Annotated in this window: 21 protein-coding genes and 1 tRNA gene; 10 read left to right on the plus strand and 12 right to left on the minus strand. The window is 64.1% G+C overall.

What is annotated here, in order from left to right; translation table 11 throughout:
• Positions 1-2: 2 nt before the first annotated feature.
• Positions 3-1,211 carry a DNA recombination protein RmuC gene (locus ACE103_RS02745; RefSeq protein WP_375778242.1) on the minus strand — a complete coding sequence of 403 codons (1,209 nt, stop codon included), beginning with the start codon at positions 1,209-1,211 and terminating at the stop codon, positions 3-5.
• Between the two features lie 170 nt (positions 1,212-1,381).
• Between ACE103_RS02745 and def the strand changes: the two genes are divergently transcribed.
• From def to truA, 3 genes are all read left to right on the plus strand, one after another.
• On the plus strand, positions 1,382-1,909 hold the full coding sequence (def, locus tag ACE103_RS02750) for a peptide deformylase (RefSeq protein ID WP_076864526.1): 528 nt from the start codon (positions 1,382-1,384) through the stop codon (positions 1,907-1,909).
• A 139-nt stretch (positions 1,910-2,048) separates the two neighbouring features.
• Positions 2,049-2,984: a methionyl-tRNA formyltransferase gene (fmt, locus tag ACE103_RS02755; RefSeq protein WP_223974756.1), complete on the plus strand. Its 936-nt coding sequence runs from the start codon at positions 2,049-2,051 to the stop codon at positions 2,982-2,984.
• Positions 2,984-3,721, plus strand: a complete 738-nt coding sequence (truA, locus tag ACE103_RS02760) for a tRNA pseudouridine(38-40) synthase TruA (protein ID WP_223974758.1) — start codon at positions 2,984-2,986, stop codon at positions 3,719-3,721. Before fmt ends, truA begins: the two co-directional genes overlap by 1 nt.
• A gap of 253 nt (positions 3,722-3,974) precedes the next feature.
• Here truA and dapE read toward each other — a convergent pair whose 3' ends face one another.
• The 11 genes from dapE to rpmH form a co-directional block, all read right to left on the minus strand.
• A complete protein-coding gene (gene dapE, locus ACE103_RS02765; protein ID WP_375778243.1) occupies positions 3,975-5,141 on the minus strand; it encodes a succinyl-diaminopimelate desuccinylase in 1,167 nt (388 codons plus the stop codon).
• Between the two features lie 49 nt (positions 5,142-5,190).
• On the minus strand, positions 5,191-5,778 hold the full coding sequence (locus ACE103_RS02770; protein ID WP_375778244.1) for a DUF805 domain-containing protein: 588 nt from the start codon (positions 5,776-5,778) through the stop codon (positions 5,191-5,193).
• 208 nt (positions 5,779-5,986) lie between these two features.
• The gene (gene dapD, locus ACE103_RS02775; protein ID WP_097674394.1) at positions 5,987-6,832 is read right to left on the minus strand and encodes a 2,3,4,5-tetrahydropyridine-2,6-dicarboxylate N-succinyltransferase; all 846 of its coding nucleotides are present in this window, start codon (positions 6,830-6,832) and stop codon (positions 5,987-5,989) included.
• Positions 6,833-6,946: 114 nt separating this feature from the next.
• Positions 6,947-7,636: a pyrimidine 5'-nucleotidase gene (locus tag ACE103_RS02780; RefSeq protein WP_375778245.1), complete on the minus strand. Its 690-nt coding sequence runs from the start codon at positions 7,634-7,636 to the stop codon at positions 6,947-6,949.
• Positions 7,637-7,817: 181 nt separating this feature from the next.
• Positions 7,818-8,804 carry a DUF1036 domain-containing protein gene (locus ACE103_RS02785; RefSeq protein ID WP_375780990.1) on the minus strand — a complete coding sequence of 329 codons (987 nt, stop codon included), beginning with the start codon at positions 8,802-8,804 and terminating at the stop codon, positions 7,818-7,820.
• Between the two features lie 71 nt (positions 8,805-8,875).
• Complete coding sequence (gene argB / locus ACE103_RS02790) at positions 8,876-9,769, minus strand: acetylglutamate kinase (protein ID WP_163158486.1); 894 nt, start codon at positions 9,767-9,769, stop codon at positions 8,876-8,878.
• Positions 9,770-9,877: 108 nt separating this feature from the next.
• Positions 9,878-10,246 (minus strand): DUF423 domain-containing protein, encoded by a 369-nt coding sequence (locus tag ACE103_RS02795; protein WP_375778246.1) that lies wholly within the window; start codon positions 10,244-10,246, stop codon positions 9,878-9,880.
• On the minus strand, positions 10,243-10,896 hold the full coding sequence (yihA, locus tag ACE103_RS02800) for a ribosome biogenesis GTP-binding protein YihA/YsxC (protein WP_375778247.1): 654 nt from the start codon (positions 10,894-10,896) through the stop codon (positions 10,243-10,245). Before yihA ends, ACE103_RS02795 begins: the two co-directional genes overlap by 4 nt.
• A 132-nt stretch (positions 10,897-11,028) precedes the next feature.
• Positions 11,029-12,891 (minus strand): membrane protein insertase YidC, encoded by a 1,863-nt coding sequence (yidC, locus tag ACE103_RS02805; protein ID WP_375778248.1) that lies wholly within the window; start codon positions 12,889-12,891, stop codon positions 11,029-11,031.
• 3 nt (positions 12,892-12,894) lie between these two features.
• Positions 12,895-13,290, minus strand: coding sequence for a ribonuclease P protein component (gene rnpA / locus ACE103_RS02810; RefSeq protein WP_375778249.1), 396 nt, complete (start codon positions 13,288-13,290; stop codon positions 12,895-12,897).
• A 32-nt stretch (positions 13,291-13,322) separates the two neighbouring features.
• A complete protein-coding gene (rpmH, locus tag ACE103_RS02815) occupies positions 13,323-13,457 on the minus strand; it encodes a 50S ribosomal protein L34 (RefSeq protein WP_008542748.1) in 135 nt (44 codons plus the stop codon).
• Positions 13,458-13,821: 364 nt separating this feature from the next.
• On the opposite strand from rpmH, the gene ACE103_RS02820 reads away from it, so the two are divergent.
• The 7 genes from ACE103_RS02820 (at position 13,822) to ACE103_RS02850 (ending at position 18,929) form a co-directional block, all read left to right on the plus strand.
• Positions 13,822-15,300: a sensor histidine kinase gene (locus ACE103_RS02820; RefSeq protein ID WP_223974768.1), complete on the plus strand. Its 1,479-nt coding sequence runs from the start codon at positions 13,822-13,824 to the stop codon at positions 15,298-15,300.
• A 153-nt stretch (positions 15,301-15,453) separates the two neighbouring features.
• Positions 15,454-15,530: transfer RNA gene (locus tag ACE103_RS02825), tRNA-Arg, on the plus strand.
• Between the two features lie 193 nt (positions 15,531-15,723).
• Entirely contained in the window at positions 15,724-15,990 is a 267-nt protein-coding gene (locus ACE103_RS02830) for a hypothetical protein (protein ID WP_375778250.1), read from the plus strand.
• A 328-nt stretch (positions 15,991-16,318) separates the two neighbouring features.
• Entirely contained in the window at positions 16,319-17,119 is an 801-nt protein-coding gene (locus tag ACE103_RS02835; RefSeq protein WP_375778251.1) for a sterol desaturase family protein, read from the plus strand.
• Positions 17,106-17,393 (plus strand): DUF5658 family protein, encoded by a 288-nt coding sequence (locus tag ACE103_RS02840; protein WP_375778252.1) that lies wholly within the window; start codon positions 17,106-17,108, stop codon positions 17,391-17,393. Before ACE103_RS02835 ends, ACE103_RS02840 begins: the two co-directional genes overlap by 14 nt.
• 164 nt (positions 17,394-17,557) lie before the next feature.
• On the plus strand, positions 17,558-18,469 hold the full coding sequence (locus tag ACE103_RS02845) for a phosphatase PAP2 family protein (RefSeq protein ID WP_375778253.1): 912 nt from the start codon (positions 17,558-17,560) through the stop codon (positions 18,467-18,469).
• A gap of 82 nt (positions 18,470-18,551) precedes the next feature.
• A complete protein-coding gene (locus ACE103_RS02850) occupies positions 18,552-18,929 on the plus strand; it encodes a hypothetical protein (RefSeq protein ID WP_375778254.1) in 378 nt (125 codons plus the stop codon).
• Positions 18,930-18,970 lie beyond the last annotated feature (41 nt).

An 18,970-nucleotide genomic window follows, 5' to 3' on the forward strand; every position in this document is an offset into this window, starting at 1 on the left:
TACTACTCCCCCGCCTGCAGCTTGGGCGGGGCGGGGAACAGCTCGGATGTGCTGGCCTTGACGAAGCGCGGCACCTCGATCGGGGTCTCGGACTTGCTGAAGTCGAGTTCCTCGATACGGCCGGCGCGCTTTTCGATCTTGTCGGCGGAGATCAGGATCTGCCGCACATCCTCATTCACCTGGCCGAAATGATTCTGCAGCTTGAGCACGCGCTCGCGCAGCCGGCCGAGGTCGTCACCAAGGTGCATCACCTCGTTGCGGATCTGGTCGGCGGCGTCGCGGATGCGGGCGTCCTTCAGGATCTGCTGCATCACCTGGATCGCCAGCATCAAGAGCGAGGGCGACACCAGCACGACGCGGGCGCGATAGGCTTTCTGGATCACGTCGTCGAAGCCGTCATGGATTTCGGCATAGACCGATTCCGACGGCACGAACATCAGCGCGGTGTCCTGGGTCTCGCCCGGGATCAGGTACTTCTCGGCGATGTCGCTGACATGCTTCAGCACGTCGGCGCGCAGCCGTTGGCTGGCGAATTTGCGTTCCTCGTCGCTGCGCGCGTCGTGCAGCGCGGTCATGGCCTCCAGCGGAAATTTCGCGTCGATGCAGAGCGGGCGCTGGTCGGGCAGGAACACCACGCAGTCCGGCCGTTTGCCTGACGTCAGCGTGTACTGGAACTCGAACGAGCCCTTCGGCATGCCGTCCTGGACGATCGCCTCCATCCGCGCCTGGCCGAACGCGCCGCGCGATTGCTTGTTGGCGAGCACGTCGCGCAACGTCGTCACCTGGGTGGTGAGCTCGTTGAGGTTCTTGTGGGCGTGATCGATGATGCCGAGCCGCTCGTGCAGCGCGCGCAGCGAATCCATCGTGTTGCGCGTGGTCTGTTCCATCGATTGGCCGACCCGGTGGGTCACCGAATCCAGCCGCTCGTTGACGGCACGGGCCATCTCGGCCTGGCGGCCGGCCAGTGCCTGCCCCATCGCGTCGACCCGTCCTGAGGCCTCGCTCTGGGCCCGCAGCATGTCGGCGAGCCGCTCCTCCAGCTCGTCGGCGCGAATGGCCTGGGCCATCGCGAGTTCCGCGCCGCGCCGGCTGGCGCGCGCGATCACCACGGCGATGGCGAACAGCAGGACCAATGCCAGCGCGCCAAGGCCGATCAACGCGTCGGAGACACGGAGGGGAAGGTCGCCAATCGTGAGCAGAATCTCGTTCATGCCGGCAGTTGTAGCCGATTCGGCGCCACCATCGAACGAAAAGGGAACATTTATGGTAAACACTCCCTTAAATTCCTTGGTTAATCTTGCGTAAAGAAACGTGGTTAAGGCCGCCTTAACCGGTTCCTGAGCGCATTGACCCCATGAAGTCAGCAGCTTAAATCGCCGCCATGGCATTACGAGAAATCATCATCCTGCCGGACAAGCAGTTGCGTCTGGTGTCGAAACCGATCGAGAAGGTGACGCCGGAGATCCGCAAGCTCGCCGACGACATGCTCGAGACCATGTATGACGCGCCCGGCATTGGGCTGGCGGCGATCCAGGTCGCGCAGCCGCTGCGGCTGATCACCATGGACCTCGCCAAGCGCGACGAGAACGGCGAGACCACGCCGCAGCCGCGGGTGTTCATCAACCCGGAGATCATTTCGCATTCGGAGGAGCTGTCGGTCTACGAAGAGGGCTGCCTTTCGATCCCCGAATATTACGAGGAGGTCGAGCGCCCGGCGCGGGTGCGCCTGCGCTTCACCGACCTCGACGGCAAGCTGCACGAGGAGGATGCCGAGGGGCTCTACGCCACCTGCATCCAGCACGAGATCGACCATCTCAACGGCGTGCTGTTCGTGGACTATCTGTCGAAGCTGAAGCGCGACCGCGTCTTCAAGAAATTCGAGAAGGCCGCCAAGCGCGCGGCGGAGTAGATGCTGCCGACTGCTCAGACGCGTCATGGCCGGGCTTGACCCGGCCATCCACGTCTTGCTTCGCTGGTACGAAAGACGTGGATGCCCGAGTCAAGCCCGGGCATGACGGAGCACTCCAACTCCTGCTGAGCCTGATCGCATGCCTCTTCGCCTGATCTTCATGGGCACGCCCGACTTCGCGGTCCCGACGTTGCTGGAGCTGGTGGCCCATGGCCACGAGGTCGTGGCTGTCTATACCCGCGCGCCGAAGCCGGGCGGGCGGCGTGGCCTGCAATTGCAGCCGACGCCGGTCGAACAGGAGGCGCGCCGCCTCGGTATCTCAGTGCTGACGCCGAAGACCCTCAAGACTCCAGAAGCGCTCGAGGAGTTTCGCGCGCATGACGCCGATGCCGCCGTCGTCGTCGCCTATGGCATGATCCTGCCGCAGGCGATTCTCGACGCGCCGAAGCTCGGCTGCTTCAACCTGCATGCTTCGCTATTGCCGCGCTGGCGCGGCGCCGCGCCGATCAACCGCGCCATCATGGCGGGTGATGCCGAGAGCGGCGTGATGGTGATGAAGATGGATGTCGGTCTCGATACCGGCGACGTCGCGATGGCCGAGCGGCTGCCGATCTCGGACAGCATGACGGCATCCGATCTGCACGACGCGCTGGCGCCGCTCGGCGCCGATCTGATGGTGCGCGCAATGGGTGGGCTGCAGCGTGGCGGCTTGCAACTGACGAAGCAGAGCGAGGACGGCGTCACCTACGCCGCCAAGATCGACAAGGCCGAAGCGCGGATCGACTGGAAGCAGCCGGCGCATGCGGTGCTGCGCCACATCCACGGGCTTTCGCCGTTCCCCGGCGCCTGGTGCGAACTCGCCGGCGAAAGCGAGCCGGTGCGGCTGAAAATCCTGCGCTGCGAACTTGCCAACGGCGCGCGCGAACCGGGCGACGTACTCGACGATCATTTTGCGATCGCCTGTGGCGACGGCGCGATCCGCATCCTCGAATTGCAGCGCGCCGGCAAGGGGCCGATGAAGGCGGCGGATTTTCTACATGGCACGCCGTTGAAGCCGCCCGCGCGGCTCGCCTGATGCCCCGCTACAAGCTCACCATCGAATATGACGGCACGCCGTTCTCCGGCTGGCAGATCCAGGACACCGCACCGACCGTGCAGGGCGCGCTGGAGACGGCGGTCAAGGCGATTTGCGGCGAGGACGTCCGCGTCCATGGCGCAGGGCGTACCGACGCCGGCGTGCATGCGCGCGGCCAAGTCGCGCATTGCGACATCGCCAAGCATTTTCCGCCCGGCCGCTTTCGCGACGGGTTGAACGCGCATTTGCGGCCGAATCCGATCGGCGTGCTGGCGGCCGATATCGTACCCGACGAATTCGAGGCGCGGTTCTCGGCGATCAAGCGGCACTATCTCTATCGCATCACCAACACGCGGGCGAACCTCGCGCTCGACATCGGCCGTGTCTGGCGCGTGCCGCGCGCGCTCGATGCAGCCGCGATGCACGAGGCCGCGCAGCGGCTGCTCGGCAAGCACGATTTCACCACCTTCCGCGACACCGAGTGCCAGGCCAAATCGCCGGAGAAGACGCTCGATCAGCTCGACGTCACGCGCGAGGGCGACGCCATCAACATCGTGACGTCGGCGCGCTCGTTCCTGCACAGCCAGGTGCGCTCGATGGTGGGCTCGCTGGTCTGGGTCGGTGAGGGCCGCTGGAGCCCGGACGATCTCTTTGGCGCACTCGCCGCCCGCAACCGCGCCGCCTGCGGCCCCGTCGCGCCGCCAGACGGGCTCTATCTGATGCGGGTGGATTATTAGCGGCCCCAATCCCTACTGTGCATGGGGTTGTTTTCGATGTTTTTGTCTAGCTAGGCGGCGCTCTCTCCTAGCCTCACCCCGCTTGCGGGGAGAGGCCGGATTGCATTCAGCGCATCGGAATGCGATCCGGGTGAGGGGGGCTGTCCGCGAGTCCGTCTCTCACCATCTTTGCGGTTAGACCCCTCACCCTGACCCTCTAAGAGCGAGCTTCGCTCGTCTCGACCCCGCAAGAGCGGGGCGAGGGAGAAGAGGACTACGCAAAATACCGGTCCAGCACGCCGCGATAGACCTTCGTCAGCTTCTCGAGATCGGCCACCGGCGTGCGCTCGTCGATCTGGTGCATGGTCTGGCCGACCAGGCCGAACTCGATCACCGGGCAATAGCTCGAGATGAAGCGCGCATCCGAGGTCCCGCCCGAGGTGGAGAGTTCAGGCTTGCGGCCGGTGACCTCCTCGATCGCGGCGACCGCGAGGTCGGTGAACGGTCCGGGCTGGGTCACGAACACGTTCGAGTTCGACGTTTGCCAATCGATGTGGGCGCGGATGCGGTTGCCGCAGGCCTTCGCCAGCCGCTCGTCGACCAGCTGCCGCAGGCTCTCCTGGGTGTGGTTGTCGTTGTAGCGGATGTTGAACTTCGCCCGCGCCTGGCCGGGGATCACATTGCTCGCGGTGTTGCCGACATCGACCGTGGTGAATTCGAGGTTGCTGGCCTGGAATTGCGCGCTGCCGTGATCGAGCGGCTCGTCGCTCAGCGCCACGATCAGCCGCGAGATATCAGGCACCGGGTTCGAGGCGCGGTGCGGATAGGCGACATGGCCCTGCACGCCGTCGACGACGAGCGTGCCGGATTGCGAGCCGCGCCGGCCGATCTTGATCATGTCGCCGAGTACCTCGACGTTGGAGGGCTCGCCGAGCACGCAATGGTCGAATTCTTCGCCGCGCTCGGCGCACCATTTCAAGAGCTTGACGGTGCCGTTGATCGAGACGTCTTCCTCGTCGCCGGTGATCAGGAAGGAGATCGAGCCATTGCCATCTTCTCGTGGCTTGCCGCCATGGTCCTTGAGATATTGCAGCACCGCGGCGACGCTGCAGGCGATGCCGCCCTTCATGTCGACGGCGCCGCGGCCGTAGAGATAGCCGTCCTTGACCTCGCCGGAGAACGCACCGAGCGTCCACGCCGCTTCATCGCCAGGCGGCACCACGTCGGTGTGGCCGGCAAAGGTGATGTGCGGCGCCGAGCTTCCGATGCGCGCATAGAGATTGTCGACATCGGCGGTGCCGGGCTCGGAGAACGTCACGCGGTGGACGTCGAAGCCTGCGCTTTTCAGCAAATTTTCAAGAACGCCAAGCGCGCCGGCGTCGGCCGGGGTGACGGAGGGGCAGCGAACCAGATCGCGGGTGATCGAGACGGCATCATTCATGCGCCTCGCTTAACACGTCACACCGCGGGTGGACCAGCTTTGTATGGCATCATTCGAGCTCGCTCTGCTGATCCCAGCCCTGCCTGGAGCGCGACCCGCTGTCGCGGCCGCCGCCTCGGCTTACATGGGTTTTTCCAAGCGGATTGCGGCCGTAGCGATTGGGGTACGAGGTGCCGGGCAGAAAGCCGAGTTCGATGAAGCCCCAGATATAGAGCACGAAGACGATCGCGCCCGCGGCCATCACCCAATAGGACTCATCGGGAAGCCGGTCCGAGAATTGGCTCATGAGCCCGGGGATCGCGAAGAACGGGACCATCCACCAGCCGCTCTTGTCGCGGTCGTGCAGGCGCTTGATCGAGACCGCGATATAGACCCAGACGAACAGCACCGTCCCGCTGGCCTTGACTAACAGTGCGGGCAATCCGGCAAGGGTCAGCGATCTGTAGCTGTCCGGGTCGAACGCCCCGAAGATGTCGTCGATATTGAAGCCGAACGACGCATGCTTGCCGCCGAGGCCGGCCGAGATCACCAGGGCGGCCAGGAATATCATCCAGCAGACGATGATCAGTGCCGCGAGCCAGAATTTGACCCGGCTGACGCGGCCCTTGAAGCCGAACAGGTAATTGGCCCAGTCCATGAAAGAACTCCGGGCAGCGGCAATTTTCGCGGCCCGGAGTTTTGTCGGTGAAAGATGGATGTTGGTTCGATCTTCCCGTCACCCTGAGGAGCGCGTAGCGCGTCTCGAAGGGTGAACGGCCACAGTCGGGCCGTCGACCCTTCGAGGGCCGCTGAAGAAGCGGCCACCTCAGGGTGACGGTGAGGGATGGGGAACGCCGCGGCGCTTCTCAGTCCCGCAGCAGCTCGTTGATGCTGGTCTTGGCGCGGGTGCGCTCGTCGACGCGCTTGACGATCACGGCGCAGGCGGTGGCAGGTCCCGGCTGGCCGTTCTTCAGCGGCTTGGCCGGCAGCGTGCCGGGAACGACGACGGCGTATTCCGGGACCTCGCCGACGAAGATCTCGCCGGTCTCGCGGTCGACGATCTTGGTCGAGGCGCCGAGGAACACGCCCATCGACAGCACCGCGCCCTTGCGCACGATGACGCCCTCAGCGACCTCGCTGCGCGCGCCGATGAAGCAGTCGTCCTCGACGATCACGGGTTCGGCCTGCAGCGGCTCGAGCACGCCGCCGATGCCGACGCCGCCGGAGATGTGCACGCGCTTGCCGATCTGGGCGCAGGAGCCGACCGTCGACCAGGTGTCGATCATGGTGGCTTCATCGACATAGGCGCCGAGATTGACGAAGGACGGCATCAGCACGACGTTGCGGGCGATGAAGGCGGAGCGGCGCACGATCGCGCCGGGGACCGCGCGGAAGCCCGCGTCGCGGAAGCGGTTCTCGCCCCAGCCCTCGAACTTCGAGGGCACCTTGTCCCACCACGACGCCTTGCCCGGACCGCCGGGAATGGCGCTCATGTCGTTGAGGCGGAACGAGAGCAGCACGGCCTTCTTCAGCCACTGATTGACCTTCCACTTGCCATTGGCCTCGCGTTCGGCGACGCGGGCCTCGCCCTTGTCGAGCAGCTCCAGCGCGTGGTCGACGGCCTCACGGACCTCACCCTTGGTCGACGTCGAAATGCCATCGCGGGCGTCGAACGCGGTGTTGACGGTGGTTTCGAGGGCGGACAGCGACATCGGGACAATCCTTGGGCATATCGGGGATATGACGGGAATTTTGCAGGGCCTTTTCGGAATTTGGGGCTGTGGAGTCAAGGCTGACTCCATCGTCGTCCCGGCGAAGGGGAGAGATCAGGGCTTCAGTCGCTGCAAGAATCCCGTGAGATCGTCCGTGACATGGTCGACATAAGCGGCATCGCGGCCTTCGAGCTCCCAGGTTTCGCGCACCACCTCCTGGCTGCCGTCGGGCACCACCAGCACGGTGGTCATGCCGAGCTCATGCGGCACCACCAGATTGCGCGCGAGGTCCTCGAACATCGCAGCCTTTGCCGGATCGACGTCGTGAAGCCTGAGGAACTTCTGGTAGGTCTGCGGCGCCGGTTTCGGCTCGAGATCGGCGGCGATGATGTCGAACACGCCGTCAAAATGGTCGGAGATGCCGAGCCGGCCCAGCACCGCATCGACATGGTCGACCGAGCCGTTGGTCAGGATCAGCTTGCGCCCCGGCAGTTTTGCGATCGCAGCGCCCATTGCCGGATTCGGCTGCAGCGGCGAGTGGTCGATCTTGTGCACATAGGCGAGATAATCGTCCGCCTGCACGCCGTGCTCGGTCATCATGCCGCGCATTGTGGTGCCGTAGCGCAGGTAATAGTCTTTCTGCAGCCGCCGTGCTTCCTCGGGCGAGATCTTCAGCCAGTTGCCGACGAACTCGCCGATCCGCGCATCGACCTGCTGCCACAGGTTGACGTGATGCGGGTACAGCGTGTTGTCGAGGTCGAACACCCAGGTCTCGACATGGCCGAAGCTGCGGGGAGTTTTCATGTTATCTTTCCGTCGTAGTCCTGGCGAAGGCCAGGAGCCATACCGCGTTCCATCAAATGAAGCGCGGTGCCAATACCGCGCAACGGCCGGTCACGACCCGTCTTCGCCAAATGATTGCCTGTGGTAATGGGTCCTGGCTTTCGCCAGGACGACGGTGATCCATGTGGCGCCATTGTCTTCATCACGGCATCGCAAAGCGCAGCGTCTTGCCGCCGCTGGTCATGTCGACGGTGGTGAAGCCGAGCGCGGTGAGGCCGCGGGTGGCGCAGTCGCCCTGCTCGTTGACCTCGAACTTGCTTTCGCGGGTGCAGAGCTGCACCCCGCCGCCCCAGTTCAGCGGCTTGTCCTTGATGCGGATGGCGCGGTTATCGCCGTCGACGGCTTCGGCGAAGGAATAGATCTGCTTCGGCGTGCCCGACACGTCGGGATGCAGGCACTTGCCGGGGTCGATCCGGTACCAGCCGCGGCTGGTCACCATCTTGCCGTCATCGGTTGCAACCGCGGCCATCACCTTGTGCGGCGTGTCGTTGCACCAGGTCAGTCCCGACGGTGAGGGCTTCTGCACGGCATCGACCATGGTGGTGAAGAAGTTCGGCGACTGCACGATGTCGCTGGCGAGCCCGCGGCTCTTGAGGAATGCCGACAGCGCGCTCTGGGTCTTCGGCCCGTCGACGCCGTCGATCGGCGCCGCGTCGTAGCCTGCGATCACCAAGAGACGCTGGATGCCGGCGAGCCGCGCCTGCTCGTCGTCATATTCGCTGTCCTCGGCGAGATAGGCGACGAGATTGCCGTCATCGCTCTGCGTCGGCGTGATCTGGGTGAACTGCGCGGGGGTCTGGCTGGAGCGGCATTGCCGCGCGGCGGCGATCACGAAATTGTCCTGCGCGACGCACAGCGTGTCGGTGCCGTTCTGCGGGATCGGTGAGGCGCCGTAGACGCCGAGCGCGCGCGCATTGAGCAGCACGCGGTCAGCGGTGAGCGCGCCCTGCACCACGACACGGCAGGTCGCCGGATCGATGCGGAACCAGCCGCGTGTTGCGGTTGCGGCCTTGTCGTCGATGCCGATCGCGGCCTCGATCACATAGCTCATGCGGTTGCAGAGCTTGAGGTCGGCATGCGCCGGCGCCGCCGAGAACAGGAACGACACCAGCGCGGCCGGCAGCGACATCGCGAGCCGCGCCGGCGGCGACCGGCGAGGGTTCCTCGCCGCGCGTCCCGCGATAACGACCTCGTCTGCCATTACTTGTGGATCAGCGTGCCGGTGCCCTGGTTGGTGAAGAGCTCGAGCAGCACGGCGTGCTGCGTCTTGCCGTCGATGATCACGACGCCCTGCACGCCCTGTTCGAGCGCGTAGATGCAGGTCTCGACCTTCGGGATCATGCCGCCGGAGATCGTGCCGTCGGCAATCAGCTTGCGGGCTTCCTTGATCGACAGGTCCGGAATCAGCTTCTTGGACTTGTCGAGCACGCCGGGCACGTCGGTCAGCAGCAGCAGGCGTTTGGCTTTCAACGCACCCGCGATCGCGCCGGCAAAGGTGTCGGCGTTGACGTTCAGCGTCTGGCCGTCCTGCGAGGTCGCGAGCGGCGCCAGCACCGGGATCAGCTCATAGCCGATCAGCTGATTGAGCAGCGTGAGGTCGACCTTTTCGGGATCGCCGACGAAGCCGAGATCGACCGCCTTCTCGATGTTGGAATCGGGATCGACCATGGTGCGCGTCGTCTTTGACGCCTTCACCATGTTGCCATCCTTGCCGGAGAGGCCAACGGCCTTGCCGCCGGCCTCGTTGATGTAGCCGACGATCTGCTTGTTGACCGAGCCCGCCAGCACCATCTCGACGATCTCGATGGTTGCAGCGTCGGTGATGCGCAGGCCCGCGGCGAATTCCGACTGGATGCCGAGGCGCTTCAGCATGGTCGCGATCTGCGGCCCGCCGCCATGCACGACCACCGGATTGATCGCGGTCTGCTCGAGCAGCACGATGTCGCGCGCGAACGCCTTGGCGGTATCCTCGGCGCCCATGGCATGGCCGCCATATTTAATGACGATGGTTTCCTCGTCATATTCCTGCATGTGCGGCAGCGCCTCGGACAGGATACGGGCCTGATCGAGCGGGCTGATGTGCTGGTCGGTCATGGGGCTGGTCTCACGTCAGCGGAGGGACGGGCGCGTTTCTATCTGATTGCCGGGCAGGGCGCAAAGCTGTCTTCAAACCTCTCCCACAAGGGAGAAGGAAGGCAGTGATCAACGCCTCGGCCACATCGCCGAAACCGCCAGCACCAGCCAGCTCAGGATCAGCAGCGTTCCGCCTGATGGAGCCGCCATCGGAAATAGGCCATGGCCGCCATAGTGGCGCAGCGTGAGATCGCCCGCGAACAGTGACGCCGCGATGACGAAGCCTGCCGCCGCCACGACACCGAGCTTGGCATGAACGATCGCGCGCTCTGCGACCGCAATGGTCGCGATGGCGGCGGTGGCGTGGAACAGCAGCATCGAGGACGCTGCCGCCAGCCGCGTGGCGTCCGGCAGATGGGCCGCGGCCGCCGCCAATATCACGCCGCAGGCGCCCATGAAGGCGGCAAGGCCGATCAGGAGACGGGGCGCGCCGTTCATCGGCGCCGCTCCTCGATCAGGCGTACCATGGCGGCACGCAGCTCCGGCATGCCGTCGCCGGTGCGCGACGAGGTCACCAGCACTTCGGGGAACGCGGCGGGATGTTTTGCGAGCGTCGCGATCGTGTCGGCGGTCACGGTCTTGAGTTCGCCGGCCTTGACCTGGTCGGCCTTGGTCAGCACGACCTGGTAGCTGACCGCGGACTTGTCCAGCGTCTTCAGCACGTCGAGATCGACGTCCTTGATGCCGTGGCGGGCGTCGATCAACACATAGACCCGCGCCAGCGTCGCGCGCCCGAGCAGGAATTTGTGGATCAGCGCGGTCCATGACGCCACCTTGGTCTTCGGCGCCGAGGCGTAGCCGTAACCGGGCATGTCGACGAGACGAAAGTCCGCGTTTACCGGGCCCTCGAAGAAGATCAGTTCCTGGGTGCGGCCCGGCGTATGCGAGGTGCGAGCCAGCGCAGTGCGGCCGGTCAGCGCGTTGATCAGGCTCGATTTGCCGACATTGGAGCGGCCGGCAAACGCGACCTCGAGGCCGGCCATCGGCGGCAGGGTCTCGATCGAGGGCGAGGCCCAGATGAAGCGCCAGTCGCCGGCGAACAGCTTTCGCCCCTGCTCGATCAGCTCCGCATCAGGTTCGACGGTCATGCGAAGGATCCTATCAAGGCGCAAGCGGCTTCGCCGTCATTGCGAACGGAGCGAAGCAACCCATTCTTCAGCACGGGAAGGATGGATTGCTTCGTCGCTTTGCTCCTCGCAATGACGGGATACGCAGTGGAGCTAAGTCGGCTTCTTGGCGAAGGCCGACTTCAGATTGTCGAATAACTCCACCTTCACGCCGTTCTTGCGCATAATGAAGCTCTGCTGCAGCACCGAGAGCGTGTTGTTCCAGGCCCAGTAGATCACGAGACCCGCCGGGAAGCCGGCCAGCATGAAGGTGAAGATCAACGGCATCCAGTCGAAGATCATCTTCTGGGTCGGGTCCGGCGGCGCCGGGTTGAGCTTCATCTGCACCCACATCGTGATGCCCATGATGATCGGCCAGATGCCCATCACCAGATAGGCGCCGAAATGCGGTCCGAGCAGCGCGATCGGATCGAACGGGATCAGCCCGAACAGCGTGAACAGATTGGTCGGATCGGGCGCGGAGAGATCCTTGATCCAGCCGAAGAACGGCGCGTGCCGCATTTCGATGGTGATGAACAGCACCTTGTAGAGCGAGAAGAACACCGGGATCTGCAAGGCGACGGGAAGACAGCCGGCGATCGGGTTGATCTTCTCCTTCTTGTAGATCTCCATCATCTCCTGCTGCTGCTTCACGCGGTCGTCAGGATAGCGCTCCTTCAGCGCGGCCAGCTGCGGCTGCACCGACTTCATCTTCGCCATCGAGGCGTAGGACTTGTTGGCGAGCGGGAAGAACAGCAGCTTCACGATCACGGTCACCAGGAGGATCGCGATGCCGAAATTGCCGACCAGGCGATAGAACCAGTCGAGCGCCAGGAACATCGGCTTGGTGATGAAGTAGAAATGGCCCCAGTCGATCAGGAGATCGAAATGGTTGAGGCCGAGCTGCTTGTTGTAGCCGCCGAAGCCGACCAGCGGGAAGTTGAGGCCGACCGTGGCGGCCTCCTTCGCGCCGGCGAACAGCCGCCCATTGGCAACGCCGGTGCCGCCGATCGGAATGGTCTGCGCGCCCAGCATGTAGTCGGCCTGGTAGCGCTTGTCGCCGGTGGTGAAGCGGGCGGTGTCGAGCGTCGCATTGGTATCCGGCAGCAGCGCGGTGGCCCAGTATTTGTCGGTGATGCCGAGCCAGCCGTCGGTGATCTTCGAGAACACGATGCCGCGCGAGTTTCCACCGGTCGGGGTCTTGGCCTCGTCGAGGTTCTTGTAGGTGAATTCCTGCAGGCCCTGTTCGCCGAGATAGCCGATCGGGCCTTCGTGCAGGATCGCGTAGCCCGAGACCGGCGGCTTGCCGCCGCGCGAGATCAGGCCGAACGGATACAGCGTCACCGGCGCGCTGCCTTGATTGATGACCTCGTCCTTGATGCTGAAGAGGTAGCGATCGTCGATCGAGATGGTGCGGCGGAAGGTCAGGCCCTGGCCGTTGTCGTATTTCAGCGTCACCGGGGTGCTCGGCGACAGGCTGTTCGAACCTTCCTGCTGCCAGACGGTGTCGGCGTTCGGCGTCTTCACCGACGAGCCGCTGGCGGTCAGCCACAGGAATTCGGCATAATAAGGCTCGGCGGTGCCCGACGGCGACAGCAGCACGACGGCCGGCGATGTGGGGTCAACCGTCTCGCGGAACTGGACCAGCGCCAGATCGTCGATCCGGGCGCCCTTCAGCGCGATGCTGCCGATGATGCGGGGGCTCTCGATCTTGATGCGCGGGCCGGCCGCGAGCACCGTCTCGCGGCTCGCCACCGGGGCGTCGGCAGCAGGCGCGGCCGCCGTCGGTGATGGCGTCGCGGTGCTTCCGGGAGCAGCAGCGCCAGGGGTCGCCTGCGGCGTCGGCTTCAGCAGTTCGGCCTGCTTCTGCGCCTCGCGCTGCTTCTCCATCTGCGGGACGTTATAGAAGTATTGCCAGGCGATCAGGACGAGGCCCGACAGAATGACGGCGATGATCGTGTTGCGGTTGTCGGACATCTCTTATGGTCTCGTCATTCCATTCGGATTGGGAGCGCTTTTGTTACCCGCCTTATTGGTACCAGTCTTGGGCGCAGGCCGGTCGAGGCGGCCCAGCGCCGACCGCAGGTCGTCAATCATGGTCGCAAAGTCGCGGGTCAGCGCGTCACGACGGCCGACTAGCACATAATCATGGTGTGGCCGCATGAATACGGCATCGACCCGTCTTATCACTTCGCGAAGTCGGCGGCGGATGCGGTTGCGCTCGGTCGCGGTGCCGTTCTTCTTGGTGACGGTATAGCCGACGCGGATCGGGCCCTGATCGTCGCGACGGCGGCCCTGCAGCACAAAAGCCGTGGTATTCGCCCGTGCGCCATTGGCAACGGCGAGGAAATCCGCCCGCTGCCTCAGCCGATCCATAATGGGTATCTCCGGAGAGGAGACGTCCGGGCTCAGGCGCTCAGGCGCTTGCGGCCACGCGCGCGACGCGCAGCGAGGACCTTGCGGCCGCCGGCCGTGGCGAGACGGGCGCGGAAGCCGTGACGGCGCTTGCGCACCAGTTTGCTGGGTTGATAAGTCCGCTTCACGGGTAATTCTCCGCTGACCGGGCAATTTGCCGTTGTATTGAGATGGAGTCCGATGATGCTGGCGGGCCCAAGCGAGCCGTCTACGGCCCCAAATGAGCCGCCCCCGGTCAAGAACCGGGCCATCGCGGACAGTTGGCGCGGCTTATAAGGGAGCGCCCTGTTCTCGTCAATGTCACAGGGCGTCGCAAAGAGGCTTCTTTGAAACGTCGCAATTGGGGCGAATATAACTGTTTTCGCGGGGTTTTTGACGGTGAGGAGCGCTTTGGGGCGTTCGGGGAACCGCCGACATTAGCGATCCGTAATTTGACCGGCTTGGGGGCCGGGCCGCATCTTCCGACCCCTAAGCCCAACAAGGCCTTATCTTGTGGCTCTAACTGACGATCAGGCGACCGCGCAGAAACAGCGGCCCAAGCCGTCCCACCGGCTCGGGCTGTCGGGCAAGCTTTTGCTGCTGACGATTCCGCTGGTGATGATCGCCGGGCTCCTGATCTACGTGCCGGCCATCGCCAACTTCCGGATGAACCGGCTCAATGACCGCCTGGCCGCCGCCAACACCGCGGCGCTGGTGCTCGATGCCGCCCCCTCCGGCCTGGTGCCGGATTCGCTGGCCCGGCAGATCCTGACCAGCATCGGCGCCCGCGCCGTCGCCATCAAGCTCGGGCAGCAGCGCCGCCTGCTCGCCAGCGCCGACCTGCCGGCCTCGATCGACCATGATGTCGACATGCGGGCCATGACGGTGTGGTCGGCGATCGTCGATGCCTTCGAGATCATGCTCGAGCACGGTGACCAGACCATCCGCGTGGTCGGACCCGCGCCGGGCCAGGCGCAATTCATCGAGGTCGTGATCGACGAGAAGCCGTTGCGGCAGGCGATGTACCGCTTCTCGCGCAACGTTCTGGTCGTCGCGCTCCTGATCGCCGGCCTGACCGCCGGCCTGGTCTATCTGGCGCTGCATTATCTGTTCGTCCGCCCGATGCGGCGACTGACCGCGAGCCTGGTCGGGTTCCACGAGAATCCGGAGAGTTCGGCGCGAATCATCGTGCCCAGCCAGCGCGGCGACGAGATCGGCGTTGCCGAGCGCGAGCTGTCGGACATGCAGCGCGACCTGGTCTCGATGCTGCATCAAAAGAGCCGGCTGGCCGCGCTCGGGCTCGCCGTCTCCAAGATCAATCACGACCTGCGCAATCTGCTGGCGTCCTCGCAACTGCTGTCGGACCAGCTCGCCAGCGTGCCGGACCCGCGGGTGCAGCGTTTCGCGCCGAAATTGCTGCGCTCGCTGGAGCGCGCCATCGCCTTCTGCCAGTCGACCTTGTCCTATGGCCGCGCGCAGGAGGCGGCGCCCGACCGCCGCGTCATCATGGTGGAGCCCGCGGTGGCCGAGGTGCGGGAATCAGCCGGGCTTGCAACCGATGTCTCGATCACCTGGATCAGCGCGATCGAGCGCGGCCTCACCATCGACGCCGATCCGGATCAGCTGTTCCGCGTGCTGCTCAATTTGGTGCGCAACGCGACCCAGGCGCTGGAAAGCCGGCAGGACAGCGACGGCGGTGCCCAGCAGATTCGCATCACCGGCCGCCGAGAGGGCACGGTTGCGATCCTGGAGGTCTCCGACACCGGCCCCGGTGTTCCGGCCAAGGCGCGCGAGCACCTGTTCGAGGCGTTCCAGACCTCCGGCCGCCCCGGCGGCAGCGGGTTGGGCCTCGCGATCGCCGCCGAGCTGATCCGCGCCCATGGCGGCCATATCCATCTGGTCGAGGGCACCATCGGCGCCACCTTCCAGATCTCGATCCCGGACCGCCCGGTGGAACTGCTGTCGGTCCGCAGCGAGCGGGCGAGGGCCTGAGGTCATTCTGGTAACCCAGGGCAGCCAAAACCGCGGCCGAAATTGGCGCTTGCAGACCTTGCCAACCGGACCGGGAGCCTGTAGCTAGAGCGCTCTTTCGCGACGTTCCGGGGCTCCCGGAGCCGTGCGGGCTTTAGGCCCACCTGCGAAAATGCGCCCGTAGCTCAGCTGGATAGAGCATCAGACTACGAATCTGAGGGTCGGACGTTCGAATCGTTCCGGGCGCGCCATTTGGCATTGTTTTCATTGAAGTTTCGTGTCGCTTGCCGCGCTCGCTCCTGGTCGGAGCGGGAGCGACGCCGTTGACCGCCGGCGCCGGGCTTGTCGCGACGATCAAATACTTGTGCGACGCACTATGATTTTATTGCATTGCAACAAAATGCGTCTACCTGTGCTGCTCGAGTCCTATCGAGGAGCCTCCAAGTGACCAAGATTTCTCTGTCCATCGTAGCCGCCACCCTCGCAATCGCGAGCGTGACGTTCGCATCCGCTGCGGAGCGTCCGACTTTCGAAGCCGCGGGCCTGCCGATCTCGCCGGTGCAGGCTGGTCTGCTTGGCGCCGCCAACGTCCACGAGCAGGCGCCGGTAGCTGCGACGTCGGCAACTCCGCATCAGCTCAGTGTTCTGACGCCGCGAAGCAAGATCACGACCGCGCGGGCTTCGGTCCGGACGGACCGCGCGTTGCACTGACTTGCATAACTGGTCCAACTCCAGAAAGCCCGCGACCACGTCGCGGGCTTTCTCATATGTGAGGTGTGCAACGGCTGCCTCCGCCCTCGCTTATCCGCGCAGCAGCATGCGGCCGTCGTCGAACTCGATCGCATGCTTGGACAGCCGCAAGGCCCCGACATTGCCGACTTGCGAACGCTATCGACGCCGGTGATGGCGAGCGGCCGCCCCGTAGAACCCTGCTTGCGCTCGTCCGACCGTTGAGAAAAAATAAGGCCTTTCAGCCTATAAGCGGCAGAACGTTTTTTATTCATTTTGTCTGTCCATTTGAACCGGCGGGTCATCTCTCATGTCGAGTGAGATCTCAAACGCCATTTTGTTAGCGGCGATTTTTCTGGGTGTCGTCTACGGCAGTCGCATCCTCCAGAAGAGGTGGCCGATTGCCGATGTTTCCCGCGCCGAGTTTCGCGATGATTGGCTGGCCGTTATCGTGAGCGTCGGGTTGGAGCACATGCTTGCCCCCATCGCGGCGATCAGCGCGGGTGCGATTGCGAGCTACGCCGGGGTCGGTTGGATCAAGCTGCCGACCGAAGGCTACTGGTGGTACGTCTCCCTCGCGATCGTGGTGGTGGCGCTCGATCTCTACAAGTACACATTCCATCGCCTCCAGCATGCGATCCCCTTTCTCTGGGCGATGCACTCGTTCCACCACAGCGCCAACGGCATTACGTTCATCACCGGCGCCCGGCATTTCTGGTTGGAGAGGGTGTTGTCCGACGCCTTTCTTCCCATCCTGGCGATCCTGTTTCGGATCCCGCCGGATATGGCAATCGCCGCGGGATTTATCTTCTTCGTCCCCGATGCGTGTGCGCATCTCAACGTCCGCATCCCGCTCGGCCGTTTCGTGACATGGGTCAACAACCCGCAATGGCACCGGATCCATCATTCGGTCCACCCCGAGCATCGGGACAAGAACTTTGCTGCCTTCTTTCCGCTCCTGGACATTGTGTTCGGCGCGGCGTGGGTGCCGAAGCCGGACGAGTATCCTGCGACAGGACTCGTGCCGGCCGAACGGGTGGACATCATCAACAGCGTGATCTGGCCGATCCGGCATCTTCGGCATGGGGAGTCAAAGAATGAACTGGGTTAAAGGCCTCTTGCTGTTCTTCGCCTTGCTGCTGGGCTACGCCGACCTCGTGTCGACCAATGTGATTTTGACTCTCGGGTTGGGCGAGTTGAACCCGTTCATGCATCTGGCTCAGACATGGTTCGGCGTATGGTGGCTGGTCCCAAAGCTCGGTCTCACGTTTGTCCTGACGTGGCTACTTTGGCGCAGCACCAACGTTTACAACATCGCTCTTGTCGTCGCTTTTTGTTGTACGCCCGTCCTGAACAATCTCGTCATCATCGCGGGTGCGAACTGAGCCGGTCACTTCGTCTCGTGGTCGGAATCCGCGAAGCGCTGGTGTTGTCCGGCGCGTCTTGCTGCAAGGACGATGAAACAGAACCGCGCGCGGCGCGGGACATGAGTTCGGCTATTTTAGAACGATACGAGCTTTTCCATGGGTGAAATTGACGGGGTGCAATCTTGTGCGCCCGGCCGGTTTCAGCACGGGCGGCGCGCGTGTTCCCTCACTCATATTCTGAAGCTCCAGAGGCCAGGAGCCTCTGGATCATCATCGCCGCGCTCACCGGAGTTGCCGCCGCCGGGCTCGTTCTGTCGGGACTTCGGGTCTCATTCAACCCTGTGATCGTCGTCGGCTTCCTGGCATTGGTCGGCCTCAATCTGGTCTACACCAGGATCAGGCCCAACAGACGCATCGCGTCATTTGCCCTCACCTGCGCGCAGCTGGTTGCGTTCAGCAATGTCGGGACCGTTCTCAGCTATCTTGCTGCGTCCGCCGGATTTCCTCTGGTCGACAACGCTCTCGCTGCGACCGATTCCGCTGTAGGCTTCGATTGGCTCGCATTCTTCAACTGGGTGAAGCTGGAGCATCCCAACATCGGTTGGGCGCTCGATATCATCTACGATACCCTCTTCATTCAGTTCGGCGTCCTGCTGGTCGTGCTGAACACGATCGGAAAGCTCGAGAGGGCAAGAGAGCTCGCCTGGCTCTTTGTGATCACGCTGCTGATGATCCTTCCGTTGCCGATGCTGCTGCCCGCGGAGGGCGCCTGGGCGCATTACGGTGTGTCACATTTGACAAATGCCTATTACCTTTCCGACTTCTACGCGATCCGCGATGGATCCATGAAAGTCATCGATCTGGCCCGGATCAACGGCATCATTCAATTTCCTTCGTTCCATGCAGCGCTTGCGCTGATCCTCATCCTGACGAGCCGGGGCACCTTCCTGTTCGCCCTCTTTCTCCCGCTCAACGTTCTCATCATCGTCTCGGCGCTGACCGCCGGCGGTCATCATCTGAGCGATATTGTCGTCGGGCTGGCGACCGTGCCTGCGGCCATGCTCGTGTTGCGGGGGTGCAAACTTTCGTCCTAGCTCGCAGAACCTGGCCACCCGGCGCGGCGACAAACACTCTGGAATGACGAATGATCGCGTCCAGCGGTCGGGAGATCGAGTGATGTCGGACAGAACCGTGCTCGCCTGCATCGTCTGCAGTGCCCTGATCCTGGGGGCCCTGGGCGCGACCGTGCACGCGCAGACGCCGGCGAGCTGCAAGGAGCCGCGGGCGGGCACCAGCCGCGTCCCGATGCTGTCGCCGCCGCTCGCCAATGTGGTGACGGGCAAGGGACGGCTGCAATTCTACTCGGCGCCGAATCTTCACTGCCCGATCAGCGGCGTGTTCGTCATTCCGAACGACGAGCTCGTCGCCTATGCGCAGACCAATGATGGCTGGTCGTCGGTGATGTACCTCAATCCACGGGGCGGCAACGACGTCTCGGGTTGGGTGAGGTCGGCAAGACTGAAGGCGACCGGGACCGTCGGTCCAAAGCAGTAGCGGGCGAACCGAGGGCGCAGCGGGTGCGGCTTCCATGGCGT

Source organism: Bradyrhizobium sp. ma5, from assembly GCF_042258955.1.
Classification (GTDB): domain Bacteria; phylum Pseudomonadota; class Alphaproteobacteria; order Rhizobiales; family Xanthobacteraceae; genus Bradyrhizobium.